The sequence below is a fragment of the Lysinibacillus cavernae genome (genome assembly GCF_009724685.1).
In the GTDB taxonomy this organism is placed as follows: Bacteria; Bacillota; Bacilli; order Bacillales_A; family Planococcaceae; genus Lysinibacillus; species Lysinibacillus cavernae.
This window is the reverse complement of sequence record NZ_WMEF01000002.1, coordinates 579,577-606,012: the sequence shown is the minus strand read 5'-3', so window position 1 is coordinate 606,012 and position 26,436 is coordinate 579,577. Positions and strand designations below refer to the sequence as shown.

Genomic DNA, 26,436 nt, shown 5'->3' with positions numbered 1-26,436 from the left:
TATTCATCGGCGGCCACCTCCGTTTTCGTATTCAGCGATAATCGCTTTTGCTTCTCTATCGAAGCTGTTTGCTTTTGCTACATATAAATGACATAACCCCCATGTCATGATGAATAGCCCTGCCGAGTAGATCCACACCCAAGTAATTTCCCCAAATGCCTTTTGGTGTAGAATTGTTGTGTATGATGTCAGAATTGGTAGCAACATGTAAGCCATTAAAAATATGGCAGTCATAGACCAAAGAAAAGAGTTCTTTCTTCGTACAAGAGCCTTAAACGATTCTTGGTTTGCAATTGCATCATAGTCAATCACGACACCTTTTTTTGCTTGATTGTTCGCCATTAACATTCCCCATTTTGTGTATATTTTTTCTGCCTCAAGACTTAATTTTGCTAGTTTAGTGAATTCACATTCTCATTTTATGAAACAGTTCACAAAATTGCAATACATTTCAGAAAAATTATGCAAAAAAAATTTTTCTGAAAATAGTCCTGGAAGAGAAAAAATGCCACAAAGTCAAGGATATAAAGGGTTTTAGAAAATTCAGATAAATAAATGAAGTGAAGAGAAATCTAGATTCTTGACAAAAAAGGAAGGGTAAAATTACAAAATAATCTCGTTTTTTCAACTGAAAATAAACACTATTTACTTAGTGGAAATTGGATTTTTTCTGTTTTTTGGAAGAGAAATAATATTGTTCGATAAGTAAATTGGTAGATATTGAATAACAAAAAAGGCGAAAAACTCGACCAAAAATCGAATTTTTTGCCTATTTTTTTGCATTTTTTGAATTAGGATTCATTGTACATGATGTGTATAAATATTAATGTGAAACATCAGAAACAGACACACCTGTATTCGCTTTCACGCGAATTTCTTGATAAATACGCTCAGCCTCCTCCTGTGGTACTTTGCTTGATGTAAGTACTGTCCCGAGATATCCAGCAATAAAGCCCAATGGAATTGTAATAATAGCTGGTACAGCAAGTGGCACAAGTGGATTTCCAACAAAAATGGCAGCACCTTCTACAGGGCTCCAAACATTTGGTCCCATTGCCCCTAATATTAAACAGGACACTAAACCCGTTACCATAGCTGATACTGCACCTGTAGAATTGAACTTCTTCCAATAGATTGTGTAAAGGATAACAGGTAGGTTCGCTGATGCACCAATACAAAACGCAAAGGATACTAAGAACGAAACATTTAAGTTTTGAGCGAACAGAGCAAGAATAATAGACACAATCGCAATCGAAATAGAGCCTGTACGAGCAGCTACCACCTGTTGCTTTTCAGTTAATTTCCCGCCTTTAATAATTTCTCCATAAATATCGTGAGAAATCGCAGAAGCTCCCGTTAATACTAAGCCCGAAACAACTGCTAAAATTGTCGCGAAGGCTACAGCACCGATAAATGCCATTAATACATCTCCGCCTAGATAATGAGCCAGAAGTGGGGCAGCTGTGTTACCAGCCTTACTTTCAGCTAGAATTTGATCCAGACCTACAAAGTTTAATGCACCGAATCCTAAGAAAATCGTTAATGAGAAGAAAATAGCTGTAATCCAAGTTGTCCAAGAAATCGAAGCACGTGCAGTCTTTGCATCCTTTACTGTAAAGAAACGCATTAAAATATGTGGTAAGCCTGATGTTCCTAAAACTAAAGCCATCATCATCGAAACGGAGTCGATTGTACTTGTGTATTTGATCCCTGGCACAAGGAATTCTTCACCATGATCGACGGCAATCGTGTCAAACATCTTCATAAGAGAGAAGTCAAATTTCGCTAATACTAATACTGCTAATAGACCTGTCCCAAATAATAATAGACTGGCTTTAATGATTTGAACCCAAGAAGTCGCTGTCATGCCGCCGAATAACACATACGTAGTCATCATAACTCCAACGATTAACACGGCAATCCAATACTCAATCCCAAATAATAGTTTAATCAATGCACCGGCCCCTACTAGCTGTGCAATCATATAAAGAATCACAATGATTATGGTCCCTGACGCAGCAACACCACGAATTCTTTTTTCATTAAAACGAGCCGTTAACATATCTGCTAACGTATAGCGACCTAAATTACGCATTGGCTCAGCAATTACATAAAGTAGTACTAAATTTGCTACTACATAGCCTACAGAGAAGAAGAAGCCATCAAAACCAGTTAAGGCAATAGCACCAGAAACACCTAGAAAAGCAGCTGCCGATAAATAGTCACCAGCAATCGCAAAGCCATTTTGCCAACCTTTTAAACCGCCACCAGCAGTATAGAAATCAGCCGCAGAGGAAGTACGCTTTGCCGCAATATACGTAACAATAAGTGTTAAGCCAACAATAGCTAAAAAGAAACCAACAGATACGAAGTTCATTTATTTACCACCTTTCGCATGATACTCTGCTAAAACAGCAGCTGCAGCTTGATCGAATGAAGCCGCTTTTTTTACATATATTGTACAAAGCACAATGGTCATGATAAATAATCCTGCAGAATAAACCCAAACACCCGTAATATTTCCGAAGAATTTTTGTTGTAGTACAGGTTGGAAAGCAAGGATCGGAAGCAAGATATAAAGGATTAGAAACATTGCTGTAATCGAGAAAAGGAAGGTATTTTTCTTTTTTACAAAGCTATTGAACGATTCCATTGCCTCAATTGCATGATAATCAATTGACTGGGCTTGTTTTTCACTTGAAACGTTAGCCATTATTATTCCCCCTAAAGTTATATATTTCTGTTTAAAACGACATATTTCTTTTTAATTCGTCGTTATATTCACTTATTTTATGGGGGAGATTCTTATAATGCAATACTAAATTTTGAGTTTTTATAATTTTTAGTCACTTTTACTTAGAGAAAATAACTTAGAAATAATGGGGAATTGTTAGAAAAAAACCGCTCGAAGAAGAAATAAGAAATTTCTTGAAATAATATTACTAAAATAGTTTATTGTTAATAAAGATGAATGTAGGAGAAAATATAAACATGAAAGAGAATTTTCTGTATTTTATTATACTGCTAGTAAAATCAAAAAAAGAGTAGAAAGTAGAAAAACGTTGTTATATAACAATTTTCTGATGCCTTGGGAAATATCGAAAATAGTATAAAAAAGCTGTGAAAAAATTTTTTAAAAGAGATGCGTTATTTGGAAAATTTAGTAGGGTGAAATACCAGAATAAGTTAATGTTCACATGTTACACAAAAAGCAATACTGGTGTAAGACCATTATCTTGTATTTAGCTTCTATAATGAATAAAATAAGATGATGAAATTGAAGGGAAGTGGGCACCACAAATGAAAAAGAAAAGTATAATGCTCGTTTTAGTACTAGCATTAAGTAGCATTTTAGCTGCTTGCGGAAGTTACAAATTTGAGCCAACATTAAACCTTGAGGTTCAAGATTTCACTGTAACCAATCAAAAAAATGAACAAGTAAGCCTGGATGATTTAAAAGGTAAACCATGGTTAGCAATGTTTATTTTCACGAACTGTACGACGATCTGCCCGCCAATGACATTTAATATGACGGAAGTTCAACAAGCACTTCAAGATGAAGACCTTGAGGATTATCAAATTGTTGCATTTAGTGTGGACCCTGAGGTGGATAAGCCTGAGGTATTAACGAATTACTTAAATACGTATAACGTTGTAGATGATAGCAAGTGGCAGCTATTAACGGGCTATCAACAAAAATTCATTGAGCAATTTGCACGTAAATCATTTAATTCATTAGTTAAAAATGATCCTAACTCAGACCAAGTGATACATATGTCTAGCTATTATTTAGTAAACGCAGACGGCACAGTTGTAAAAGACTATGATGGCGCGACAAACGTACCAGTTGAAACAATTGTTGGAGATATGAAAGCTCTTATTAAGGAAAGCAAATAACGCAGAGGTCCATGTGACTTCTGTGTTTTTTTATTATAAAAATATATATCCTACAGAGTCACGCTAAGATGTGATTCGTCTCGATTTTCTTTCCCAATATTGCACCGAATGTAACAATAATATATTGTGTTATTCAGTAATATGGTTCATTAACTTAAACCAATCAACGAATTAGTGGAGGTTTTTATAATGAATAAACAGGAGCAACTAAACTTAATTAAAGAAGATTTTATTAATTGTCAAAATGTATTACTAGCAATTGGGGATGAAACACGTCAATCGATTTTGTTGGTATTAATGGGAACGGATTGTCAAACAGGCTTGCGTGTAGGGGAAATTACAGAACAAACACACCTTTCTCGACCTGCAGTGTCTCATCATCTAAAGATTTTGCGAGATGCCGGTGTTATTTTAATGCGTAAAGAAGGTACAAAAAACTTTTATTATATTGATGTACGTACAAAATTAGGACTATTAAAAACACTTGTGCTGGATATAGAAGAGTTTATGCAAAACTTTTATTGAAGTGATAAGACATATGTTATTTGGAGGAATAAACAATGAAAGCAATGGTTATTGATAGATATGGCAAAGCTCCCATGCGGTTGGCGGAAATGACTACACCTGTAATTGGAGAATATGAGGTACTTGCGGAAATCCATGCCGCTAGTATTAACCCTATTGATTTTAAAATACGCGATGGGAAAGTGAAGTTGCTAATTAAATATAAAATGCCTCTTATCCTTGGTAATGACTTTTCAGGCGTTGTGGTAAAGATTGGTGCAAAAGTGACTCGTTTTAAAGTTGGGGATGAAATATATGCACGCCCACGTAAGAGTAGCATCGGAACCTTTGCGGAATATATCGCAATTCATGAAGATGACATCGCGCTAAAACCAAAAAATTTGAGCTTTGAGGAAGCTGCATCGATTCCACTGGTAGGGTTAACCTCCTACCAAGCGTTACATGACATCATGCAATTACAAAAAGGTCAAAAGATTTTGATTCATGCTGGGTCTGGTGGTGTCGGAACTTTTGCAATTCAACTGGCAAAATTAATGGGTGCCACCGTTGCAACGACTGCTAGTGAAGCTGGAGCTAATTTAGTAACATCTCTAGGTGCAGATGAAGTGATCAACTACAAGAAAGAAAAGTTTGAAGAGATACTGGAAAATTATGATGCAGTCTTTGATACACTTGGAGGGAAGTCACTCGAAAAATCTTTCGACATTATCAAAAATGGAGGAAAAATTGTTTCCGTTTCAGGCATGCCAAATGCCCGTTTTGCTAAAGAATATGGTTCAGGGATTTTCAAAAAATTATTATTTTCAGCAGCAAGTCATTCACTGACTGCACTCGAAAAAAAGCATCATGCTCAATATACGTTTTTGTTTATGAAGCCAAGTGGCGCTCAATTACGTATAATTGCAGACTATATTGAATCTGGTAAAATCAAACCCGTAATTGATCGAACATTTTCATTCGAAGATGCTCAAAAGGCAATGGAATATGCAGAGTCGGGAAGGGCTAAAGGGAAGATAATAGTAAAAATTAGATAGGTAGCTAAGCAAAAAATTTTACCTAGCGTTCTACAAACAGAAGTAGGTTACCCGTGGGGCTCATAATAAGTGAGTACCTGGTCTTTAAAGTCGGAACTTTTTTAAATTTCATGTTATAAGATTAAGAATACCAAAAAAGGCAATGAAAACAGGCTGTAAACAAAGTGATGTTGTCTACAGCCTGTTAAGATTTTATTTATGCATATTCAATTTAGTAGTTTTCTTGTTTAATGTGTATGCCTTTTATTTCATCAATTCGTTCTTTTTGATGATCAGACAATTTATTATAAGGAACGCCATTAAATGCATGGATAAAAGGATCTTCTACATCTGTAGTGATACCACTCAGTTCCTCAACGATTGCATGTGAACAAAACGGCACATACGCAGTGCTATAACCACCTTCGTGTACAGCAACTAATTTTCCATCACAATTAGATTCAGCTAGTTGCAACATGAATTTCGTCATTTCTCTATAACCCTCAGCAGATACCATCATTCTTCCTAAAGGATCAAAAATACTTGCATCTTGTCCTGCAGAGATAATTATTAGTTGAGGTTTAAAATCGTCAGTTATTGGCTTTACAATTTCTTCAAGTGCATACATATAACCAGCATCTCCTGTACCAGCAGGTAGGGGAATATTCACAGTCGTTCCTTTCCCATTTTCCTCACCAATATGATCGATTTCTCCACGTCCAGCAGGGAAGAGTCCTTCTTGATGAAGGGATATAAAAAGTACGTTAGGATCATTATAAAATGCAGATTCTGTACCATTTCCATGGTGAACATCCCAATCTAAAATCATAACTCTCTCTAATCCAAGTTCTTTACGAGCATAGTGAGCAGCAATAACAACGTTATTAAATAGACAGAACCCCATCCCTAAATTGGCTTCTGCATGGTGCCCAGGTGGTCTTGTAAGAGCATAGGCATTGTCACATTCGCCCTTAACAACTGCTTCTACTGCAGAAATGGCACCACCAACTGATAATTGAGCGATCTCATAAGAGCCATTTCCAACAAGAGCTAATTCACCAGCGTCACCATGACCAATACGACTTAATTCCTTCACCTTTTGAATATAATCTTTTGTATGAAAATATTCGAGTTGGTCTTCTGTAGCAGCATAAGGTTTTAGTTTATAGAGCTTTTCGTATAATCCACTTCGTTCAAGTAGATTCTTGAAACGCCGTTTCGTTTCAGGGCTTTCTGCATGACCATCAGATTGGACATACCCACCTGGTAATGAAAATAAAGCACCGTTCCCAGTATCATGCCAGAAGTAACTTTCATCGCAAATAAATGCAGTTTTTTTCATATTTAAAGCTCCTCTCTAATTTGATAAATTTATGATAAACTAGATTTTAAGAGAATAATATTACACCAAAGTATAATTTTTTGTTGTTTTCATTTTTTTGGAGATATGTCTATATTAAAAGGGTGGGGTTTTATGTATAACAAATTATCCGTTACAGACTATGAAAAAATAATTTACTTTGCTTCTCAAATAACTAAAGCTATACCAAAGGTTAGAAGTTCAGCGCTCCAGGAGCTTTCTTCAATTTTCGGATACAATCATACTTTATTTTGGCTTGCAGACAATGAAGGACAATTAAAAGATCCAATTAACTATAATATTTCTGACAGAATGCTAGATGAATATTTAAATGGGAACTATAATTTAGACTTTTTATATCCACCTTTTAAGAAGGATTTATTTAAACAGAAGAATGTTTTACGATTATCCGATGTTACGACACATGAACAATACGAGCTGTCAGAATATTATAAGGGCTTTATGAATAAATATGGGTTCTATGACGAGATGGTTGTGACGCTTTCACATAATGAACAAGTTATTGGTACAATAGGTATGATTAAACGTGAAAAAAACAATTATTTTACAAACCAAGATGTACTTAGGTTTGAGTATTTATCGACCATTATTTCTTCAGCATTATTGAATTGCAGTGAAGAAAAGAAAAGTATACTTTCAAGGCGCGAACAAGAAGTCGTGAATCTTGTGAAGAAAGGTTACACAAATGCCCAAATTGGTACAGAATTGTTTATTTCAATTCATACAGTAAAAAAACATTTGCAAAATATATTTGATAAATACGGAGTTCTGAATAGAACAGAATTAATAAGTAAGTTAAATTCAAATAAGAATCGTAATTAAAACTATACTTAATTTGGACTAAAAGATTTTAAAAAAAGTGAAGCAATGCATATTATAAATTCTTATAACTAATGAGAGCGTTGATCCAACAAGTGATTAGCGCTTTTTATAATGAACAAAACAGGATTAGATGAAGCGCTTGTCTGTGGTTAGTCAGAGAAACATTGTAACTTTCTTCCACTATATTCGTTTGATTTAATAAGAAGTTTAATTGTACCAATATTATAAAATTCATAAGAGGATGAGTTAGAATGAAAACTTTTTATCATTGTTTAATAATGTGGATACCTTTTATATTGTTGTTTGCCTTAGCTGGATTCGGTCTAGAAGTTTTAGAAGGCAATAAAATCAGGGCATCAGAATATATGACAGGATTTCGTGATTTTGGAGTTGCTTATTTGTTCTTAACGGGTTCTTATGTTTTTATTCTTTACCCTTTTTCATTTTTGCCATTAACATGTATTGTGAGTAGATTTATGAAAAATCGGATATTCAAAGTGGTTACTTTTACTTTATTTGGTGGGGTAATAGGGGCTTTTTCTTTAGAAATAATATATGATTCCCGCTTTATAGAAGAATATAATTTAAGTATTGTTAGTTCGATTATTATTTTTGGGATTGCAGGTTTACTCTACGCATTAGTAGAAAATTCTGTGAAAAAAAATATAAAATTTGTTTAGGAGGTATACTTATGTGGTTAATACTAGGACTTATTGCAATAGTAGCAAATTTTGTAAATCTTTATATGTATACAACAGGTAAAGATTATAAACTTGCGATGGCAATGGGGTTATCATTTACAGCGTTGACACTTTGTTCAGAATATAGTCTTGTATCCCGGTGGGTAAAAGTGGATGATTGGGCAGCTTTAGAGGATGTAGTACCTGGTATGGAAAGGGCATTATGGTTTTTGACAATTTTTTCTATCTTACTAAATATAGCACCTATACTTTTAGAACGAAAAGGAAAGAAACAATAACTTATTGTCACATCACTTAATAGGCAATTATTGTGTATGTCTTTATGTATAAGTATCGGGGGCGTTTCTTTAAAAAGGAATGCTCTTTTTGTATCCTAAAGGAAGTAAAAGTTATTTTAATTAAAGATAGTTGCTCTTCTATTATAGGTGGAGGAAGCTTTAATATGATATATGCTACAATATTAAAAAAGGTAAACTTTAGAGGCACACCACTGCAATAAGACATATAACGAATATGAAACAGTGCTTTAATAAAGGAGTTGTATAAAATGGATGAAAAAAAAGATACAGAAATAAAACGCTCTTCAAAAGCAGAAGACATTCTACCTCAGATCAATAGTAAAACTAAGCTAGGCGACTTACGAAAAATCGCGAAGGACATTAAAAAAGATCACGAATTAGCTATGGAACTTTGGTCAACCGAAGAGTTTTTACCCAGACTATTAGCAATCTTAATAATGGACAAAAAACTTCTTTCATATGATGTGCTAAATAAGCTTGATAAGGATATGCAGACGCACACTTTTGATGAGCGAAATAACTTAATGGATTGGTTAATGGCTAATCAGCTTACCAAAGACAAGAAGAAGATTGCATTGATGGAGTCATGGGAAAATAGCCCTTCAGCTCTTCAAAGGCGAGCTTTCTGGTATTATCAAGGGCGATTGAGATGGACTGGACAAACACCGCCTGATAACACCGCAGACTTGCTATCTGCAATAGAAGCTAATATTACACAGGAAGAACCGGAAGTTCAATGGGCTATGAATTTCACCGCGGGCTGGATAGGCGTTTATGATGAGAAGAATCGTGCACGTTGTATTAAACTTGGTGAGAAAACGGGTCTTTACAAAGATGAAAAAGTAGCAAAAGGATGTACGCCCAGCTATTTGCCGGAGTTCATTACGATTGAAGTTAACAAACGACATAATAATTAGTTACCTCTGAAAAAATTATTAGGGTTTAATGTAAAAAAAAGGAATTCAAAGCCTCGATATCAAAATTGTAATAGGTTTGAACCGAAAAATAAAGAAAACAACGCGTTATGGCAGCTAGTTAGTGAAATAATGAAAGAAAGATGTAAAGGATTAACCCATTATCTCTTCTTGATCTGTAGAGCGCTTATCTTTTAAAAGAACAACTTTCCAGCTGCGCAGTACAACGATACTATTCAATAGAAAAAGATCTGGGCGCATTTCTCTACGTCTACATTCAATGGCCAGATTGTGGAAAAACACAAAAAGTCCGCTGACCACTTCACAAATTCTTTAAAAACAATATTTATACCCATTTCAGCCTAATTACCGATAGCATATTAAATGATTTTCCTTTATGGTTAATAGGTCGTAAAAGAAACTATCAGGGGCATCCTGTGAATATATGGAATGATAGGTGAAAACAATGAATTATCAAATTTTATTATATTACCATTACACGAAGATTGAAGATCCAGCTGCGTTTTCGGCAACGCACTTAGCAATGTGTAAAGAAATCGGTTTAAAAGGTCGTATTTTAGTAGCCAATGAGGGCATTAACGGTACTGTTTCAGGTACGATTGAGCAAACAGAGCAATACATGGCAAACATGCAAGCAGACTCATTATTTGAAGGCATTGTCTTCAAAATTGATGCGGCAGATGGTCATGCATTCAAAAAAATGCACGTACGCCCACGTCGTGAGTTAGTAAACTTAGGCTTAGAAGAAGACGTAAACCCACATGAATTAACAGGTCGCTACCTGTCACCAGAACAATTCCTTGCTGAAATGCAAGATGAAAATACAGTAGTATTAGATGTGCGGAACACGTATGAATACGATGTCGGCCATTTTCGTGGCGCGATTCGACCAGATGTAAAAAACTTCCGTGATACTCCGGAATGGGTACGTGCAAACCGTGAGCTATTCGAAGGGAAAAATGTTTTAACCTATTGCACGGGTGGGATTCGCTGTGAGAAGTTTTCGGGCTGGATGAAACGTGAAGGCTTTGGCAATGTCGGTCAATTACATGGCGGTGTTGCAACATACGGAAAAGACACTGTTGCGAAAGGTCAATTATGGGACGGTCAAATGTACGTATTTGATGAGCGTTTAACGGTGCCAATCAATCAAGTAGAGCATGTGATTATCGGTCGTGATCACTATGACGGTGAACCTTGTGAACGTTACATAAACTGTGCAAACCCCGAATGTAACAAGCAAATCATCGCATCTGAAGAAAATGAAGCAAAGCATTTAGGTGGCTGTACAATCGAATGTACAATGCATGAGCGCAACCGCTACATCGTGCGACACAATTTAACAGAAGAGCAAGTAGCTCAAACAATTGAGGCGTTACAAGGTTAAGCATGACTAAACATAAAAAACGTCATTAACTATCTTTTATAACGGCAACCAACTATATAGAGGTATTTAAAACACTCTATGTAAGTGTTCAAACTATCCATTTCATAATGGAACTAGTCTGCTCGCTTACATAGGGTGTTTTTTCTTATGTAAGGAAAAAGGAAATGACTAAATGTATACGTCGAAACGCAGGATGTAAAAAATATGCAAGTGAAGTGATTTCTAAAGAGGATGTAGTAAAAAGAAGAATTAGAAATTTTTTGAGGCAGGATGAGCAACAATTGGGCGCTTTTCTGAAATAAGATAACAACTTTCTTCCTGAAAAGGGCCAGAGTCTTGAATAATAGCTTTAAAAAGTGTGGCATATATATGTTGAAATTAAGGAGCTACCAAGAACTGTACTGGAAGTGATGAACCGTTATGGTTGATCAAGAAGAAAAACCTTTGGTAGATGAGAATTTTAAAAAATAGTCGAGAATGATACCCATTTGGGAAACGCTTTTCCGGGCGCTATGGTTGAATGTACAGTGAAGTATCTTATATTAAACAATTATATTTTAACCCCGACCTAAATTTAGAACGAGGTTATGCTTGTTTTAGGTTTTAAAATCAAATAATTTTATCCGAATGATATCCTTAACTAGTTTGAAGTTTAAGACACAGCAACTACTAAAAGAAGTTTAAGAATGGGGGTTGAAGAAATTGGAATTAAATTATCAAATTTATATGTTAGAGAAATTCTCCTCTTTAAATATTACACGAATTCAAGAATTCATTGAAAAATTTGTAGCTATGAACTCTATTAAAGATGTGTCGAATCAAATTATAGAAGGTGAAATTATTTACTTTATTCGTATGGAAACGAATATGTTTGAAGATTTAGCAACTAAAGTTCAAATTCATTTTGAATATGAACTAGCTGAATATACTATGTTTCTCCACAACCATTATCATATGGAAAGGATAGTATGGAAATTATTCATGCTGCAATAGGAAATTTATTATCAAGATAGAATTTTTGATGTGGAAGAAAAAATAGGTACTGTAGAAGAGGAGATTTGCTTTATTAATAAATTAGAATTGAATTCATCACAGGAAAATATAGAAGATACCTTAGAAAAATCATTCGATGATTGGCTGAATACTAAATTTTTTGGTCCAAACTATTTGACCTTTTACATTCATTTTGTCTCACTATTAGTAGTATACTTTTCAATGAAACGTAACTTCCTATAATTTATATTATGTAAACTAAAATTATTTGGCGTGGAAAATATACGCTTTCGGACCATATGAAGCCATTGCAATTATTGTATATGGACAAGAATCTACAGACATTTTGGACAAGAATCTACAGACAAAATATAATTCCCTACTTTTTGGACAAGAAAGTCCAGACAAAGTCACGTTTTCAAAAGAAAAATGGACAAGAATGTCCGGACAGCTCATTTTTTTAATACATGATTGTCTAAAGAAATTGTACATAAACCGTTGGGTTTGAAATTCCCCATATCCTTTAATATCTAAAACAAAGTTTGTTCATTTTCTACATGTGCAGCTCCACAATAGCCATAACTTCATAAATTATCCTGGTTTACTTTAACTTTTTAATTAGGAATAAAGATTGATTAAAAAATATCCCTCAATCCTTATCTAATAGCAACTTCAAAACCTCCATTTTGAAAGAAGATTGTTCAAAATGGAGTTACTCCTTTAAAATAAGTATGAGATTTATATAAAAAAAGTTTGATCATTTTCCAGCTGTATTGTTCCACAAACGCGCCTGATTGTGGAATAACTCTTCTACTTATTCTTTATACGAAGGTCAACCTGCCTGTTACTTAAATTTTCATCAAGTTTCATTTTGTATGTATGCGGATGGTATTTCTTAATTTTACTATTAATGCTAAACACCCTTTAACAGCTTCAAAAACAGTTGGACTTATACTATCTTGGAGTGGCATAATTCCGTGGTTTTTTAGGACAGTGACCCAACTATTTAATAAGTCAAATTGATTTATCTTATCTACAAGTCTTTTGTACCTTCTTTTGATTGTCCAATACTTAAAAAAGCTCGATAAGCTGTGATTCCAAATGGAAATGGATCAATTCTAATTTATTTAAAGTCAAGAGCCTCGGAAACTATATCGAGAATTATATAATCAAACTCTTTCTTCGAAATATCCATAGATGCTAAAAATTCCTTGTTCTTTTTAAAAGACTTCCACAAAAGCTGTTTATCTTTATTATCCAATTCAATTTTATATAAAAGGTTTGACAATGCGATTATTAGATCTTTATTAATATCTTTTCTGTTGCCATCAGAAATAAATTTGCTGAAATCTTCTTCATTGTACTTTGGTTGCAATCCTAATATCGGGTTTACAAGCAATTGAGTTGATGCCGACATCAAATTTACATAAGCTCCTAATTCGTATTGCTGAGCTTGGGCCATTTGATGATAATCCGAACCAAACGATTCAATTTTTTCAATTGCATTATAAAGTTTAACACTTTCTTCTTTTATACGAGATATGCGTTCATTAAGTTCAACTATGGCAAGCTCATAGGATTTTATATCTCGCTTGCAAATCAAGGTGAAAATGTTTTCAAGTCGATTCTGATCACTTTTAGTCTTCCAAAAGAGAATTCCACTACCCAAAAGTGCAACACCTGCGATTGCCCAACCGATAGGTCCAGCAAGAGCCAAGAAGGCGTTTCCGGCCGCCATACCGCCACCGCCTGCAGCAAGTGCTCCACCACCCAACCATGCTAATGCAGCATTAGTGGCAGCGGCACCACTTAAAGCGGAAATTGCCGTACCGGTTGATGCAACACCGAAAGTTGTAGCTATACCCATTGCTGCAGTTGGACCAATAGCTGCTACTGCAACTCCTGCGCCAACACCAACCACACCTTTTCCAGCATTTTTTGCAACAGCATTTTTATAATCTGACTCGATTTTTTCAACCTGATGTTTCCAATTTAAACGAACACCTTTTAGTTGATTATATTCCAAACGCTTTTCGCTTGGCACGTTTCTAATTTTATCAAATAACTCCTGAATATCGTTTAATGCAGTATAAAGATTGTAAGTGTTTTTCCCAAGTTCCTCTATTTTATCATTTGTCTTTTTAATGGTAGATTCTGCTTGTTCTTGAGCAATTTGTAGATTCGATTTCTTCTTACTCACCTTTTTTTCCTCCTAAAAAATAAGAATCTATTTCGCTCTTATTTTTTAAAATTTTTTGATTTGGCACATTTCTCTTTGTAGCTAACAAAACAGATTTTTCAAAGGCTTGTATACACATATCACTATTCTTGAAATCAGTTATAAAATTCAAAAGATTTTTATCTTCATATAACTCCGATAATAATTTGAGCCCTTCAATATAATTTTCTACAACTAATTTTTCTTTTCTAGCAAAGATTATTGCTCTTTCTGCCTTTTGTATACCCATTTCACGCTTAAATTCACCATATAAAGAAATAGTAAATCGTCCAACCCCTACGATGTTAAAACGCAAGAAGAACTCAATCGGATTAAAAGATCCTCCACCAGTTACAAAACCACGAACAGAAGCATCACTAATATCTACAATACAAAACGTCCCATGTGCTACAGTCAACATTCTTTTAACAGTTGGATTTGAAAAAGGCTCACACTTTTTCCACATAAGCGAAAACGAACGAGTTTCTTTATCGGTTTCAGCAAAATATTTGATAAGTCTTCTGATTGCATAAACAAGTCGAACTAGCATCTCATTTATAAAAACCGGAATGGCTTGAGCCGACTGGAATCGAGCATCATATCCCTCTTTAAATATATTTATAGCCAGCTCGTTTATTGACTTATCGAGCTGTGACACAGGAATATTCAATTTGCTTTTTAATGTAATAATATCATTTGTCCATGTCCATAAAGGTGAAGGAATTCCCATTCCACGTCCCTTGCTACCTGATGAGCCTGATATATCAGATATTAAATGACCAAACCAATTAGCGAATGCACAGAATAATTTACTTGGTACGTTGCTTCCTCTTAACTCGAATTTCCCATCTGCATCAGCTAAAGATATAAGTTCACCATTAGAAATAAAATGTGAAAAATTAGTAAACTGGTCTAATATTGAAAAGAACAAACCAAGCAAACTAGGATTATGTGCGAGTGATTTAACATGATGATTTGTCGGATTCAAATCGAAAACAAAACTTGCCGCGTCTCCAGCTCCACGCTGGTCATAAGGAATTTTAAACTTGTTTTCAAGAAATCGGATTGCTGAAGACAAAGAGTTCTCTCCTTTATCTTTCCATCCACACAGTTTTGCAAAATTAGTTGTTCGATTAGCAAACCATTTATCAGTAATATCTCCAAGAGGGGATTCTCCTGGCTTACCGACTAAGAAAATATCAATGATCCCACACAACGCACCCGAACTTGCAGCTAATATATAATCCAATTTATCACAATTAGGCTTTAAGCCGTTAATTGATTCAATTGTTTCATCTAAATTATGTATTTCCAGTTCTGCTTGATTTAGTGCTCCGAAAATAGACGATGTGAAATCATATTTGCCATCAGCCACACTCATTTCAAGCAACAATTTTGTATTTTCATTAAATATATCACTCACTTATGCACACCTCATATTAATTTAATCAATAGGGTTCTTCCAAAGTACCCTTTCAGATTTTTATCTATTTCTCCCTAATTAAAGAAATGAGACAGTTAGTTAAATATCACTTTTCAAGATTCTTAGGATTTTCAACATATAGACCTAACAGTTACCCACAATTCGAGCAGTAATGTGAGGATATTGGTGATGATAGACTTCTTGAATTATTGTAGGAAAACATATGAACTACTGCATTCCCTTAACGAATAATACCCTTTTCGATTTGCCTGTTATTACATTAAGGACATTCTTTTTGTTCCATTTGTGAATCTCTCCAATCTCTTAGTGTATAGATAATTTAATCTTAACACTTAAATTACATTTATCCCTTTTTCTAATTAACTTGTCTCTTAGCCATCCCATGAATTAAAAAATATAGATTCACCACAGAGAATGAAGAAAATTACGTTCCTTGGTAGTTTAAGTATATTTCTTCACAATTTCACTTAAATTTTAGCACAAATATCCAAATAATTTTTATAGAGTGTTATTCCACAAAATGGCCCGTTAGTTGAATAAAAAAACGCAACCTAAGCGGTGTTTTAAAATGATTTTTTATTAAATATAAGTAACTAAAAGCCCATAAGCTAATAAATATCATAGTTACACCAATATACTGAATCAATCTAATCGCTAGAATAATTCCCGAAGATGATAACAAAAACCCTATGACTAGTAATCCCACACTAAAAAGTACAAAAGGTTCTTTAAGCTCAATTTTTAATGTCTGTTGTTCTTCCTTAGCCATTTTAAAATATGCATTTATAACAAGTATAATCCATATTAAAATAACAAATAAAAACTGTATCATTTCACATCACCTAATCTATAGTATTTAGCAAATCTGTTAATTGAAGTATAACCTTTTTAAACCTTAATAGGTAATATTTTACATAATAGAGTTATTCAACAAAATGACCCCTTAAATGAAAAAGACGCGTTCCTAAATAAACGCGCCCGATTGTTGAATAACTCCATGAACCTTACGTCTATTCCGGAAAATGAGTTACAAGATATTCATATTTTAAATTGGGGGGACTATTGGGATTTACTTTCTTGAGTCTCTGGATTAGTATGGACTCGGAAGTTTGTGGAACAAAGTTATGGTATTTTGCTCTCGATGGTAGATTGTTCCTACATAAATTCGCTTTATAAAACCATTAGTTTTTCTCTGAATTGGTTGCTTTCAATAGGTACGTACTGACAATTCAAAACAATGCTACGCCCTAATATTTCTGACAGAGTAGCTGATTTTTCTTCCAGCAACAACGGATTGTTTTCCAGTATCTGATTAATGCTAGCTACATATTTAGGCGCTGAAAGTTTTTGTATTATATCTTGCCCTTCTATACATTCTCCCGGTGCGCCGCCATCCTTTATTATTCGAGCATTAGATAACTTTCGTATTTTAGCAATGAGCATAACCGACAGAAAAAATATATCCATAAGTTCACGTTGTGCTTCTTCGCTAGTCATATCGTGCTCATACTTTTCATATGCTTCATCAAGCTCTTGTGAAACCATTCCTGAAACAGTATCTCTAGTAGCAGTAATTTGGGTACTTTGAGGCCTTCTTTTTCTAGTCTTATAAGCTCCTAACGGGGACTCATGGATACTTCCGGTAACACGAAAGGTTTCTCCACTGAAACTGCATTCGTAATCCTAGGAATCAAAGCAATACTCTATTCGATACATGCTAGTTCCCTTGTTCCAATTGGCCTTTGAGTTTCTGTTCAAATGCTTTTATTACATTTAACTTTTTATTAAGCTGCTCATAGATTTTCTCTTTCGAGACTTCCTCCTCAATCTTCGAACGTTTAGTAGTAAACGGAGTACGCCACTGCCAGTTCGCTTTCTGCTGCCTGGAAGGATAATACACATTAATGCGCTCACACATATCCTTCAAACTATCCGGAATGTTTTTAGAGCTAAAAACAAGCTGAATAAAGAATTCATTACCGCCATTGTTATAAAGCTCATAGAAGTAATGATTCTTTGTTTTCCATCCACTTTGTGCTTCTTCTGCATCAGGGATGAGTTCCGACATGCCCTTTGTCTTAAATCTTGTATAAGTCTTGGCGCACTTATCAAGCACAACTACGAGCTCTCCTTTTTCTGTCATTTCCGTGGCCCACTGCCTAAAAATCTCAGCAACGTCGGATGCACGGTCCGGTTTGTTTTCAAATATCAAATCAAGGGCTTTCTGATGTTTTGCGTATATATCTGCACAAATCTGTGCTAATCTTTCGTCACCCACAATATCCCTCCTAATTGTTTCAACGTAATTATCTATCAACAATTCTGCATCTGGAAGCAACTTAACTTTTCTACGAGCATTTTCAACGATGTCCAGCACATCTTGGTATCCCATAGAGCACCAATACTCCGGCTCACTTGATTCAGAGCCATCCGGTGAAAGGAATATGTACATCTTCTTGTAATCAGGGTAAGTCTCGTCAATGCTGTAACGGTATCTTCTAAGCTGATTATCATGCTCCCCTGAATCGATTTTATTCTCGAAACAGAGAACAAACTTCTCTTCAGCAGATACAGCCAAGATATCTATATGCCTCCATTCACGTTGAATCATGAAATCGTGGCAATCCATCAACAACGTATCGAACACGTCCACATCCTCACTAAATGAAGTGACCACATATTGGATGAAACCCCTGATAACACTATCACTAAGTCCGTGATTTTCATTGGGATTGAGGAGCCATGAAAGCATATTGCTGTGGCGGATTTCAGTCCGTGTAATTTTAAGAATGTCAAACAGATTGAATTTGCTTGTCCAGTCTGCCAGTGGATCTAAGCAATCTATATCCAGTAGGAAGTCTTTTAGTGCCTGCTCATCTTCACTGTATTTATTATTATCAGCCAACTGAAACACCTCCATTACGCTCTTTCTTTCCGTATTTCTTCGGGAAGTAATTCTTCCCAAGCAACCAAACATATTGGTCGATTTGTTTCAGGTTATATTTATCCAAGCCATAGAAGGCACGAAAATCAATTAGTATGCCTTTGAATTTTACATAATCCTTCAAATCGCTATCTGGGAAATCTGAGAAACTATCACGATCTCTAAAATAGCGAAGCACCTCATCGACATAGCTGTCATAAATTGGATAATCGAGCGGATTGTGATGGCTACAATACTTTGAGGCAAATGAGTAAAAATTCTTTTCTGTCTCACCGATAGTTACATACTGGATATCTCCAACCAGGGTAATATCACCGGCTTTAAGTCTCGTATCAATATCTAGGACACATATGTGCTTAGCCACTGGATAGATTGAGAAAATGTTCGTACTATAAAAGTCATTAAGCACTGATGCCTTCAAAAGAATATCGGTAACATCTGTATTCTTAGGACACAGCTCAAAGAACAGTTTATTAAGCGCATCCTCCTGCAGGTGGTAGTTCTTAAGGCCATCCCACTTTACAAGATAAAACTCAACCTGCTCGATTGATGGATAAGGAACATCAATGTCCATTTTCTTCTTACGAGTATATGAACTCATAGCAGCCTTTTCCTGCTTAGGCTTAGCTGGCTCGGCAGTTCCACTAGAAGCTAAAAATAAACGGAACCTTCTTAGATGAGACAAGTATCCATTAACAAGTGAATTAACATTACCGGTCGAGTTTTTAGAAAGAGACTTTATTAATGCGCCCTTTGCTTCATTCTCAAAATCAGTAGCGTTCACTGCATTCCAAAACAGCTCCTGACTCCCTTTCCTCCAGAGATAGAAAGTATCCACATAAGCTGTATTGATGGTAGCTCTTGAAATGTCCTGGCTTTGTAGGAAGATCTTATATAAAGCACGCAGCTCATCATACGACAGAGTTTTCATTTTGTTTATATCCATAGTCGAACCTCCTATACTCAATACTGTTTAATCTTTCAAGCCACTTCAATATGTAGCCACTTTTAAAAAAATCTAATAATGCACCGTCGCAAAATCGCTCGGCTTCAATTCTACTTCCATTACACCCATCACATACTTAGCAATAATGCTTCATCGGATAAGCCCTCGATATTTATTATTCTATTATAATTCACTAATTTGGAGTACAATTCACAATATACAAAAACCCCTTCGTATCAACAAAAGGGATAAAAAATATAATTATGTACATATAAGTAAATAAATATTACTTTATTTAAAACTGATTGAATTTTATAGTCATTTTACCTTATCGACATATTCAATTTCCCAACCCGCAGTCTTCAATTCATCTTCGTGTCCATCTATAGTCTCTTCTCTAATTGCGACACAAAGTAAATGAGAAGGGCGTGTTATTCCGACGTAAGTCATCTTCAGGTTTTGCAGTTTTCTTTTAGCGGTAGTTTTAGAGTGTTGCCCTTTCAAATACTCTATTATTCGTTTAATATCATAATCATAGAAGAAGGTTTCTAAATAAAGTGTGGCTGTATGCGTCTCACCTTTGACACCATGAATAGAAGAGATCTCTATGTTGAAATCTTTTTCATTCTCCGAAAAAGTAAATACGTTCGTCTTTATCTGATGATCTTCCATTACATCTTCATACTTTGCTTGGAAAAAGGTATTTAATTTAGAAATATCGCTCCAATTAAAAATCTCTTTAATTTCAACTGTGATGAAAGAAGTTACTTCGCTCAATATTTCTTCATCGTTTTGGATTTTTAGACACCATTTTGATAGGTTTAATAATAATTTATCATAAACTTCTTCATTGTTCTCTTGAAGATACCTTAAAAATGATTCTTCTGTGAAATATTTTCTGTTATTTTTTTCATTCATTTCTCTTAGTGCTTTTACAAGACCTCTTAGTATTCTTTTTCTATAGAAATTGCTGCCATGATTTATACCTTCATCATTAGTTACTTTTAGCAAATAACTTTTCAAATGGTCAAAATCAATTTTCTTTTTATATTCTTTTTTATACATATCCCAATAACTAGTTATCCCCAATTCACTTTCATGTTCTGCCACCCATCCTACGGCTTTGAAAACATTACTGTCACGGATATGCAGATTGTTTTCGATGATTAACCTTGAAAAGTGTAAGAACACATTTTTCTGGTTATCTACGTTAAATACCAGAATTCTAGGCTTTATTTCCTCAATTAACGAGTTTCCAACCAATTTTTGTGGGCTGATACATACATTTTGAACAACAGAGGCAATTTTACGGGAAAAACGCTTACTATCTGATATTTGAAGAATTGAGTCTTTGTTTATATCCCAATGTCCCGTAGCGTTGGGGTCATCGTATATTGCCTGATTTGGATCTCCAATTCTCTGGATGACAACAGTGTCATCGAAAATTGAATTAAGTAAAGAAATCTGATGTTCCATCGTGTCTTGCATTTCATCAATAAAGACATAGCGAAAACGTTTAGAAAATATCTCTTTAAGATTAGGATGTATCCTAAGGTATTTTAAAGATAAGTAATATGCATCATCATAACAAAGGATTCCGTCTTCCATAATACTCTCTTTTAATTTTTTTAGAGCAACATAGCTGTCACTCTCATGATTCTTATAAATGGGGTTCCCATGTAAGCTGTTTACCAAAGTAGCATCGTTTAAATTGAATCTAATTTTTGTAATATCTATGTGTTGTTTCTGTATACCAAATCGTAATCTCCGAGGTATATGGTTAAAAAATTCTTTACTGATAGCTTCATTGTATATTTCGTCATCTATCCTGAGTGGCCTTTTTCCATAGAAATATATATATGCCGGGATTGCTAAAAATTGATTGATAAAAGACTGTATAGTGCTACAGTTATTTGGATATCTAAAAAGTTTATCTCCATACACACCTAATCTATTTTTCACTTCATCAATCGCAGTGTTGGTGTGAGTAAGAACACAAATCCCTTCATTATTCTCTAATGGTAGTTTCGCATTTAATATTGCCAACTTTGCTAATAATGTAGTCGTTTTCCCACTTCCTGGGCTTGCTAATACGTCCACAGTTTCTAAGCTTTTGATAATCTCTCTACGTTCATCATTAAATGACTCACCGTCTTTTAGTAATAGACCTTCTGCATATAAAATATCGTTATCTGTTATCTGCATAGTTACTCACCTCCGGTTGTAGCGTGGTTAATAGCTCTCACAATATATTGTAATTGCGCATCACTTAGAAGTTTGGATTTTAAGACAAGAGGATCCTTTTCTTTCAATTCTTCTAAAATTCCAGCAAGGCATTGAGCGATTATTGCTTTTGATATTTTTTTCTCAAGTACTAAATCATAATAAATATAAAAAGCCTTTTCTTCATTAGAAGTGTTTTTTTTGTCCCATTCTTTATACAGTTCGTCGATTTCTTTTGAAATTTGTTGTTCCTTTTTAGGTGTTAAACCAATGACATCACTGTTACCTATTTTTTCTGCTCTAAGAACTGCTTGTAATAATTCCTTTTGTAATGTACCTAACGCGATATCGTATTCTAATGTCCAATCAGGGGATATAAACAATTTTACATTCTGACCATCTATATTATGGCTCTTATCTGCTCTTCTTTGTTCTATAGTTTTTACTTTTTCTAAATCGCTCTTTGTGTTAACAAGTGGATCTTTATCTTTGTAAAAATCAGGTTTAATGTCATTATCAGTTATTGCTGCTACAGGGATATTTAGCAATCCGTGTTCAGGATGTTTCCTTTTAAAAATTCTTGAATATCTCAAGAACGCCGTGTTACCGACATTAACTACAGTTACCCCGTACTTGGAAAAAGGTTTTTCTATTATGTCTGCGATTGTCGGTAATAATAAGTTCTCCGAATCACCTTCCACCATAATGACCCCTTGTGCAAAGAATAGGTTTGCTTTAGTCGAGTCTAAAAAACGTTCTAAAAATAAATAATCACCTTTATTTAATTTTGTGTAATTTTGTCCCATAGGAAAAGCTTTGTCATCTTTGCAGATTATTAAATTTTCTAATCGTACTTTTGATGCAAGGTCAGTACTATGTGTAGTCATAATTAGTTGAACACCAGAACCTTTTACTTCCTCCTGAAGAAAATCAATTAGTCTAATTTGTGCTTGGACATGTAGATGAGCCTCAATCTCTTCTATCAAAGCTAATTTTAATCCTTGATATGAGTCTCTTTTTAAAAGTAGCAATTCCGTTGCGATAAATAATAAATTTTGAGAACCCAGTCCTGATTTATTCTCAGTCATTTCTAGGTTCAACCTTTCAAGTATATTCTTCAGATTTAATCTTGCTAAAGTGAAATTTGAGTGGAGTTTATTATTAATACCTCCAAACTCCTCCAAGTAGTCATTGATATCTTCTAATAATTTCTTACCTTCTTGGTCTGATAATGGAGCTCCATCTTGATCTATACCTTTGAAGTAGCTTTGAATCTTTTCATTTGCTTCTTTAATAGTTTCAAAAATATAATGTTCTTCTTCCTTTCCTTTGAATGCATCATGACTGGTTAAAATTTGTGCTAATCGAGAATTTCTTCTGGGAGACATTTCTTTTTCAGCATCCCGTAAAGGTTTCAGGTAGGTACTCCTTAATAGGTTTCTTGCTTCTCCACTAAGTTGTTTTCCTTCATGATCTGGCCCAGCTTTAATATCATAATAAATAGAGTTATTATTTCTTTTTGCAGTTAGAAATACTTTAAGATAATATTCGTATTTGTCCTGATCGTTTTTCTCCATACCTAGCCATTCTAAAAAGTTTTTTGCTTCATCATCGCTAAATCCTTTAAAAACGCATTCGACACGTAATTCAGTAGCTCTGTTTGTTTCTTCGGTTTCTCCAACAGGTAGATGGAAATCCTCATTCTCAATTCTAATATTTTCATAGCTTTGAGTATGTATAGTGTATTTTATTGCATCTACAATTGCTGTTTTTCCCGAATTATTTTCACCAACTAAAAGGTTTAATCCAGGTGTGAAATTAAGGGCTAATCCTGGATCATTTTCATTAGAGGAAAATTTTCTGAAGTTCCATATCTTTAACTCTGCTAAATACATGATTCATTGCTCCTATTCTATTAGGCATTTATATTCAATTGTATACCATATTTAGAAAATAAGCACATTTCATATGTAATCTTTGTTTAACAGATTTAAGAATATAATCAAATACCAGGGGTAAAGTGATGTTTTCAAGAGCAACGATAGTGGATTTTATTAACTCAAAAACACTGACTTTTTTGAATGATAAAAAAATAAACCACTCGGATGAGTGGTAAACTTGATGATTCTTTATGGATTTTTTTATTAAAGGCCTTCATTTTTCAAAAGTATTAAATATTTCATTAGCAATATTTAATATTAAACGAACCTCTACTTCACTTCTATCCTCTATTAAATTTTGCAAGATCATAATCAATTCTTTTTTTTCAAAATACTTATTATCGAAATTGATAGTATCAAATTTAAAGATACTGCTAGGTGTTTCTTCCAAGCCTTCAGTAATCTTTTCTAAGGTTTGGATAGTAATATTCCTATCCCCTCGTTCAACCCCGGCCAAATACGAAGTTTGCAGACCACATTTTTCAGCCAATTCTTCCTGAGTGAGTTTTTTCATTTTCCGTATTTCTTTGATGTTGCTACCAACTAATTTAACTAAACTTTCCACAAAATCACCTCACATTTAGACTATGTGAGGTTTGTACTATCTTACAGTTACATATAGTATAAATTTGATTGAATTATGTACTTATAAGTACTATAATGTTTAAGTATTAAAATTTTGTTAAGGAGTTTTTGTTATGAGTAATAACTTACCTTCAAATATAGCAATAGAAAATGTATTACAATCTAAAATGCGTGGTCGTGTTACTTACCAGGGCTTTGTCTCATCTCAAATAGCAGTCAACTTCTCATACTCCAAACTTTATAATGATCCTTCTGGCAAAGGCTATCAACGCCCCATAGATAAAAAAAGATGTAAAGATTTTGCTAGTTATTTATCACAAGGTGAAGATGCTCTTTACACGCCAATTTTATTAAATGCTTCAGGACATTGGGAATTTCACGCATATGAAGGTCAACGAAGAAATTTCGGGAGATTAATTTGCACAAAAAAAGCTACTTTAATGGATGGGCAGCATAGGTTAGGCGGAATAAGTGAATATATTAATGAAACTGATAGTATGCTTAATGTTCCCTTCTTGGCTTTTCATTATTTAGATGAGGATGAAGAAATTAAATTATTTGATGTAATTAATTCAAAAGCCAAGGGTATTGGTACATCACTAAGTCGCTATTTAAACAGGGATAATGATGACATTAGCTGGGTAGCTACAAACTTAATTCTTAAGCCAGAGAGTCCTTTCTTTAGTAAAGGAACCTTAATCGGAAGAAGAACTAAAGAAAAAAACGTAACATTACAAAACCTGTACAACATTATAAAATTATTAACTAAAAAGTCTGCTTTAGCATCCCTTTCAAAAGAACGGAAGTTAAATATTACTTTATTTTATTTCAACTTAATAAAAGAAATGTTCCCAAATCAGTGGGATGATAATAAGTTGTATAGAATGACACATATAACATGTTTAAACGCATTGGCAATTGTAGGAAATAAAATAATTAATGAAAATTATTCAATAAAATCTCAACAACCAGATTCTGCTCAATTAACGAAGATTTTAAGTAACCTAAAAGAAATTGATTGGTTATCTACAGGAAATTTAAAGTATCTTAAAGGGGCAGCAGGTTCTAAAATGTTAGCAGATGATATTTTAAATTGCTTGAAAAGCTAGCTATTAAAATGAAAATAGCCTCCATTTTTCGGGGGCTATTTTCATTTTAAACATATAATATTGGATTTTTCGCTTTGAGCTTGTAAAAAGATATTATATCATTTTTGCATCTAAATATTGCTATTGAGTAATTGTTCTTCTCTGTCGCCACGGATAACTTAAAATAATAAAGTCGTTTAATTAAATATCCTCAGTTCATATTCGGATAATTTTCACTAGCTTCTTATAACAAGGATTCTAAACTTCATATTAGGAACCAAATTTATTTTTTAAATTTAAAAAACTGTATGATTAAGTCTATAACAGCTATCAAAGTATATACCGTAAATAGTATCTGCCCAAGATGTAGATTTCATTAATAATATAATATTACCTACTACAATATAAATACTTCCTTTAAAATATTTACGATTTAATATCTCGTGTATTCCGAATAAACCTACAGGTGTAAGATATTGATAAGGATCTCCAGTAAACATAAATAAACTTAATATACCGAATAGAAAATAATCATGTTTACTAATATCTCGTTGTTTAAACGATTGAATAATAGTTTGAGCAAAATCTTTAATCTTATATTTTACAGATTCAGATTTTGCTGTAAACGTTGCCCAAGTAAATGTTAAAAAGCTTATTACTGCTTTTATAAATAAAACTAAATATGTACCTGCAGATTCACCAAACGTACCTATTATCATCGAAAATATTGAAATCATTATAGCAATTAATATCAATAAAAATGAAAAAATAGCACCTATTGCTTTTCTTTCTTGATATGAATGTTTTCCTCCTAGAAAAACAAACACAATTAATAATAAAATCGCTATATCGAATACCCTCGTGAATATGCTAAACACCTGAATTCCCCAGATGAAATGTAAACAAAAAAATACTAAACATGGAATAGTAAATTTTAAAATATCTATAATCATTTCAATTTTGGCGAATTTTTTCCCATCTTCAGTTTTTACTAATTTCAATTTTAAAACAAATACTATAATTGCTATTATAAATGGTACCAATATAAGCATTTACAGCCACACTCCTTCTTAGCTTTACTGCTCTTTACATCAA

The 26,436-nt window shown here is 33.9% G+C and carries 26 protein-coding genes; 11 read left to right on the top strand and 15 right to left on the bottom strand.

Annotated features, from left to right (window positions below):
• Window positions 1-3 precede the first annotated feature (3 nt).
• The 3 genes from GJU32_RS07400 to GJU32_RS07390 form a co-directional block, all read right to left on the bottom strand.
• Window positions 4-342: a DUF485 domain-containing protein gene (locus GJU32_RS07400; protein ID WP_155591284.1), complete on the bottom strand. Its 339-nt coding sequence runs from the start codon at window positions 340-342 to the stop codon at window positions 4-6.
• A gap of 481 nt (window positions 343-823) precedes the next feature.
• Window positions 824-2,377: a solute symporter family protein gene (locus GJU32_RS07395; protein ID WP_155591283.1), complete on the bottom strand. Its 1,554-nt coding sequence runs from the start codon at window positions 2,375-2,377 to the stop codon at window positions 824-826.
• Window positions 2,378-2,713: a DUF485 domain-containing protein gene (locus tag GJU32_RS07390; RefSeq protein WP_155591282.1), complete on the bottom strand. Its 336-nt coding sequence runs from the start codon at window positions 2,711-2,713 to the stop codon at window positions 2,378-2,380.
• Window positions 2,714-3,300: 587 nt separating this feature from the next.
• Here GJU32_RS07390 and GJU32_RS07385 point away from each other — a divergent pair.
• The 3 genes from GJU32_RS07385 (at window position 3,301) to GJU32_RS07375 (ending at window position 5,456) form a co-directional block, all read left to right on the top strand.
• Window positions 3,301-3,897, top strand: a complete 597-nt coding sequence (locus GJU32_RS07385) for an SCO family protein (RefSeq protein ID WP_155591281.1) — start codon at window positions 3,301-3,303, stop codon at window positions 3,895-3,897.
• A 189-nt stretch (window positions 3,898-4,086) separates the two neighbouring features.
• A complete protein-coding gene (locus GJU32_RS07380) occupies window positions 4,087-4,422 on the top strand; it encodes an ArsR/SmtB family transcription factor (RefSeq protein WP_155591280.1) in 336 nt (111 codons plus the stop codon).
• Between the two features lie 35 nt (window positions 4,423-4,457).
• Complete coding sequence (locus GJU32_RS07375; RefSeq protein WP_155591279.1) at window positions 4,458-5,456, top strand: NADP-dependent oxidoreductase; 999 nt, start codon at window positions 4,458-4,460, stop codon at window positions 5,454-5,456.
• A 211-nt stretch (window positions 5,457-5,667) separates the two neighbouring features.
• Here the strand turns inward: GJU32_RS07375 and GJU32_RS07370 are convergent, their stop codons facing one another.
• A complete protein-coding gene (locus GJU32_RS07370; protein WP_155591278.1) occupies window positions 5,668-6,777 on the bottom strand; it encodes a class II histone deacetylase in 1,110 nt (369 codons plus the stop codon).
• A gap of 132 nt (window positions 6,778-6,909) precedes the next feature.
• On the opposite strand from GJU32_RS07370, the gene GJU32_RS07365 reads away from it, so the two are divergent.
• The 7 genes from GJU32_RS07365 (at window position 6,910) to GJU32_RS23135 (ending at window position 12,196) form a co-directional block, all read left to right on the top strand.
• Complete coding sequence (locus GJU32_RS07365) at window positions 6,910-7,638, top strand: LuxR C-terminal-related transcriptional regulator (RefSeq protein ID WP_196426625.1); 729 nt, start codon at window positions 6,910-6,912, stop codon at window positions 7,636-7,638.
• A 251-nt stretch (window positions 7,639-7,889) separates the two neighbouring features.
• Window positions 7,890-8,318 carry a hypothetical protein gene (locus GJU32_RS07360; RefSeq protein WP_155591276.1) on the top strand — a complete coding sequence of 143 codons (429 nt, stop codon included), beginning with the start codon at window positions 7,890-7,892 and terminating at the stop codon, window positions 8,316-8,318.
• A gap of 11 nt (window positions 8,319-8,329) precedes the next feature.
• Window positions 8,330-8,617 (top strand): hypothetical protein, encoded by a 288-nt coding sequence (locus GJU32_RS07355; protein WP_155591275.1) that lies wholly within the window; start codon window positions 8,330-8,332, stop codon window positions 8,615-8,617.
• 269 nt (window positions 8,618-8,886) lie between these two features.
• On the top strand, window positions 8,887-9,555 hold the full coding sequence (locus tag GJU32_RS07350; protein ID WP_155591274.1) for a DNA alkylation repair protein: 669 nt from the start codon (window positions 8,887-8,889) through the stop codon (window positions 9,553-9,555).
• A 463-nt stretch (window positions 9,556-10,018) separates the two neighbouring features.
• The gene (trhO, locus tag GJU32_RS07345; RefSeq protein ID WP_155591273.1) at window positions 10,019-10,960 is read left to right on the top strand and encodes an oxygen-dependent tRNA uridine(34) hydroxylase TrhO; all 942 of its coding nucleotides are present in this window, start codon (window positions 10,019-10,021) and stop codon (window positions 10,958-10,960) included.
• A 702-nt stretch (window positions 10,961-11,662) separates the two neighbouring features.
• Complete coding sequence (locus GJU32_RS07340) at window positions 11,663-11,953, top strand: hypothetical protein (RefSeq protein ID WP_155591272.1); 291 nt, start codon at window positions 11,663-11,665, stop codon at window positions 11,951-11,953.
• A 30-nt stretch (window positions 11,954-11,983) separates the two neighbouring features.
• Window positions 11,984-12,196, top strand: coding sequence for a hypothetical protein (locus tag GJU32_RS23135; RefSeq protein WP_196426624.1), 213 nt, complete (start codon window positions 11,984-11,986; stop codon window positions 12,194-12,196).
• An 880-nt stretch (window positions 12,197-13,076) separates the two neighbouring features.
• On the opposite strand, the gene GJU32_RS07335 is transcribed toward GJU32_RS23135, so the two are convergent.
• From GJU32_RS07335 to GJU32_RS07295, 10 genes are all read right to left on the bottom strand, one after another.
• Window positions 13,077-14,153 carry a hypothetical protein gene (locus GJU32_RS07335; RefSeq protein ID WP_155591271.1) on the bottom strand — a complete coding sequence of 359 codons (1,077 nt, stop codon included), beginning with the start codon at window positions 14,151-14,153 and terminating at the stop codon, window positions 13,077-13,079.
• Window positions 14,146-15,594 carry a hypothetical protein gene (locus GJU32_RS07330; RefSeq protein WP_230874974.1) on the bottom strand — a complete coding sequence of 483 codons (1,449 nt, stop codon included), beginning with the start codon at window positions 15,592-15,594 and terminating at the stop codon, window positions 14,146-14,148. The genes GJU32_RS07335 and GJU32_RS07330 overlap by 8 nt, the downstream gene beginning before the upstream one ends.
• Before the next feature lie 529 nt (window positions 15,595-16,123).
• The gene (locus GJU32_RS23130; protein WP_230874973.1) at window positions 16,124-16,447 is read right to left on the bottom strand and encodes a Fe3+-siderophore ABC transporter permease; all 324 of its coding nucleotides are present in this window, start codon (window positions 16,445-16,447) and stop codon (window positions 16,124-16,126) included.
• Window positions 16,448-16,785: 338 nt separating this feature from the next.
• Window positions 16,786-17,160, bottom strand: coding sequence for a hypothetical protein (locus tag GJU32_RS07320; RefSeq protein ID WP_155591270.1), 375 nt, complete (start codon window positions 17,158-17,160; stop codon window positions 16,786-16,788).
• Between the two features lie 172 nt (window positions 17,161-17,332).
• Window positions 17,333-18,520 carry a PDDEXK-like family protein gene (locus tag GJU32_RS07315; RefSeq protein WP_196426622.1) on the bottom strand — a complete coding sequence of 396 codons (1,188 nt, stop codon included), beginning with the start codon at window positions 18,518-18,520 and terminating at the stop codon, window positions 17,333-17,335.
• On the bottom strand, window positions 18,513-19,505 hold the full coding sequence (locus tag GJU32_RS07310) for a PD-(D/E)XK nuclease family protein (protein ID WP_155591268.1): 993 nt from the start codon (window positions 19,503-19,505) through the stop codon (window positions 18,513-18,515). Before GJU32_RS07310 ends, GJU32_RS07315 begins: the two co-directional genes overlap by 8 nt.
• Window positions 19,471-19,614 carry a DUF6508 domain-containing protein gene (locus GJU32_RS23340; RefSeq protein WP_230874981.1) on the bottom strand — a complete coding sequence of 48 codons (144 nt, stop codon included), beginning with the start codon at window positions 19,612-19,614 and terminating at the stop codon, window positions 19,471-19,473. The genes GJU32_RS07310 and GJU32_RS23340 overlap by 35 nt, the downstream gene beginning before the upstream one ends.
• Before the next feature lie 209 nt (window positions 19,615-19,823).
• A complete protein-coding gene (locus GJU32_RS07305; RefSeq protein ID WP_155591267.1) occupies window positions 19,824-21,710 on the bottom strand; it encodes a UvrD-helicase domain-containing protein in 1,887 nt (628 codons plus the stop codon).
• Between the two features lie 2 nt (window positions 21,711-21,712).
• Complete coding sequence (locus tag GJU32_RS07300; protein ID WP_155591266.1) at window positions 21,713-23,623, bottom strand: ATP-dependent nuclease; 1,911 nt, start codon at window positions 23,621-23,623, stop codon at window positions 21,713-21,715.
• 259 nt (window positions 23,624-23,882) lie between these two features.
• Window positions 23,883-24,233 (bottom strand): helix-turn-helix domain-containing protein, encoded by a 351-nt coding sequence (locus tag GJU32_RS07295; protein ID WP_155591265.1) that lies wholly within the window; start codon window positions 24,231-24,233, stop codon window positions 23,883-23,885.
• Between the two features lie 133 nt (window positions 24,234-24,366).
• Here GJU32_RS07295 and GJU32_RS07290 point away from each other — a divergent pair, with 133 nt between their 5' ends.
• Window positions 24,367-25,362 (top strand): DGQHR domain-containing protein, encoded by a 996-nt coding sequence (locus GJU32_RS07290; protein WP_155591264.1) that lies wholly within the window; start codon window positions 24,367-24,369, stop codon window positions 25,360-25,362.
• Between the two features lie 275 nt (window positions 25,363-25,637).
• Here GJU32_RS07290 and GJU32_RS07285 read toward each other — a convergent pair whose 3' ends face one another.
• Window positions 25,638-26,384: a hypothetical protein gene (locus GJU32_RS07285; RefSeq protein WP_196426621.1), complete on the bottom strand. Its 747-nt coding sequence runs from the start codon at window positions 26,382-26,384 to the stop codon at window positions 25,638-25,640.
• Between the last annotated feature and the right edge of the window lie 52 nt (window positions 26,385-26,436).

What these genes read in the sequence shown, in the direction of transcription:
- GJU32_RS07400 (WP_155591284.1), bottom strand. Translation starts at nt 342, where the DNA reads ATGGCGAACAATCAAGCAAAAAAAGGTGTCGTGATTGACTATGATGCA.
- GJU32_RS07395 (WP_155591283.1), bottom strand. Translation starts at nt 2,377, where the DNA reads ATGAACTTCGTATCTGTTGGTTTCTTTTTAGCTATTGTTGGCTTAACA.
- GJU32_RS07390 (WP_155591282.1), bottom strand. Translation starts at nt 2,713, where the DNA reads ATGGCTAACGTTTCAAGTGAAAAACAAGCCCAGTCAATTGATTATCAT.
- GJU32_RS07385 (WP_155591281.1), top strand. Translation starts at nt 3,301, where the DNA reads ATGAAAAAGAAAAGTATAATGCTCGTTTTAGTACTAGCATTAAGTAGC.
- GJU32_RS07380 (WP_155591280.1), top strand. Translation starts at nt 4,087, where the DNA reads ATGAATAAACAGGAGCAACTAAACTTAATTAAAGAAGATTTTATTAAT.
- GJU32_RS07375 (WP_155591279.1), top strand. Translation starts at nt 4,458, where the DNA reads ATGAAAGCAATGGTTATTGATAGATATGGCAAAGCTCCCATGCGGTTG.
- GJU32_RS07370 (WP_155591278.1), bottom strand. Translation starts at nt 6,777, where the DNA reads ATGAAAAAAACTGCATTTATTTGCGATGAAAGTTACTTCTGGCATGAT.
- GJU32_RS07365 (WP_196426625.1), top strand. Translation starts at nt 6,910, where the DNA reads ATGTATAACAAATTATCCGTTACAGACTATGAAAAAATAATTTACTTT.
- GJU32_RS07360 (WP_155591276.1), top strand. Translation starts at nt 7,890, where the DNA reads ATGAAAACTTTTTATCATTGTTTAATAATGTGGATACCTTTTATATTG.
- GJU32_RS07355 (WP_155591275.1), top strand. Translation starts at nt 8,330, where the DNA reads ATGTGGTTAATACTAGGACTTATTGCAATAGTAGCAAATTTTGTAAAT.
- GJU32_RS07350 (WP_155591274.1), top strand. Translation starts at nt 8,887, where the DNA reads ATGGATGAAAAAAAAGATACAGAAATAAAACGCTCTTCAAAAGCAGAA.
- trhO (WP_155591273.1), top strand. Translation starts at nt 10,019, where the DNA reads ATGAATTATCAAATTTTATTATATTACCATTACACGAAGATTGAAGAT.
- GJU32_RS23130 (WP_230874973.1), bottom strand. Translation starts at nt 16,447, where the DNA reads ATGATACAGTTTTTATTTGTTATTTTAATATGGATTATACTTGTTATA.
- GJU32_RS07320 (WP_155591270.1), bottom strand. Translation starts at nt 17,160, where the DNA reads ATGGTTTCACAAGAGCTTGATGAAGCATATGAAAAGTATGAGCACGAT.
- GJU32_RS07310 (WP_155591268.1), bottom strand. Translation starts at nt 19,505, where the DNA reads ATGGATATAAACAAAATGAAAACTCTGTCGTATGATGAGCTGCGTGCT.
- GJU32_RS07305 (WP_155591267.1), bottom strand. Translation starts at nt 21,710, where the DNA reads ATGCAGATAACAGATAACGATATTTTATATGCAGAAGGTCTATTACTA.
- GJU32_RS07300 (WP_155591266.1), bottom strand. Translation starts at nt 23,623, where the DNA reads ATGTATTTAGCAGAGTTAAAGATATGGAACTTCAGAAAATTTTCCTCT.
- GJU32_RS07290 (WP_155591264.1), top strand. Translation starts at nt 24,367, where the DNA reads ATGAGTAATAACTTACCTTCAAATATAGCAATAGAAAATGTATTACAA.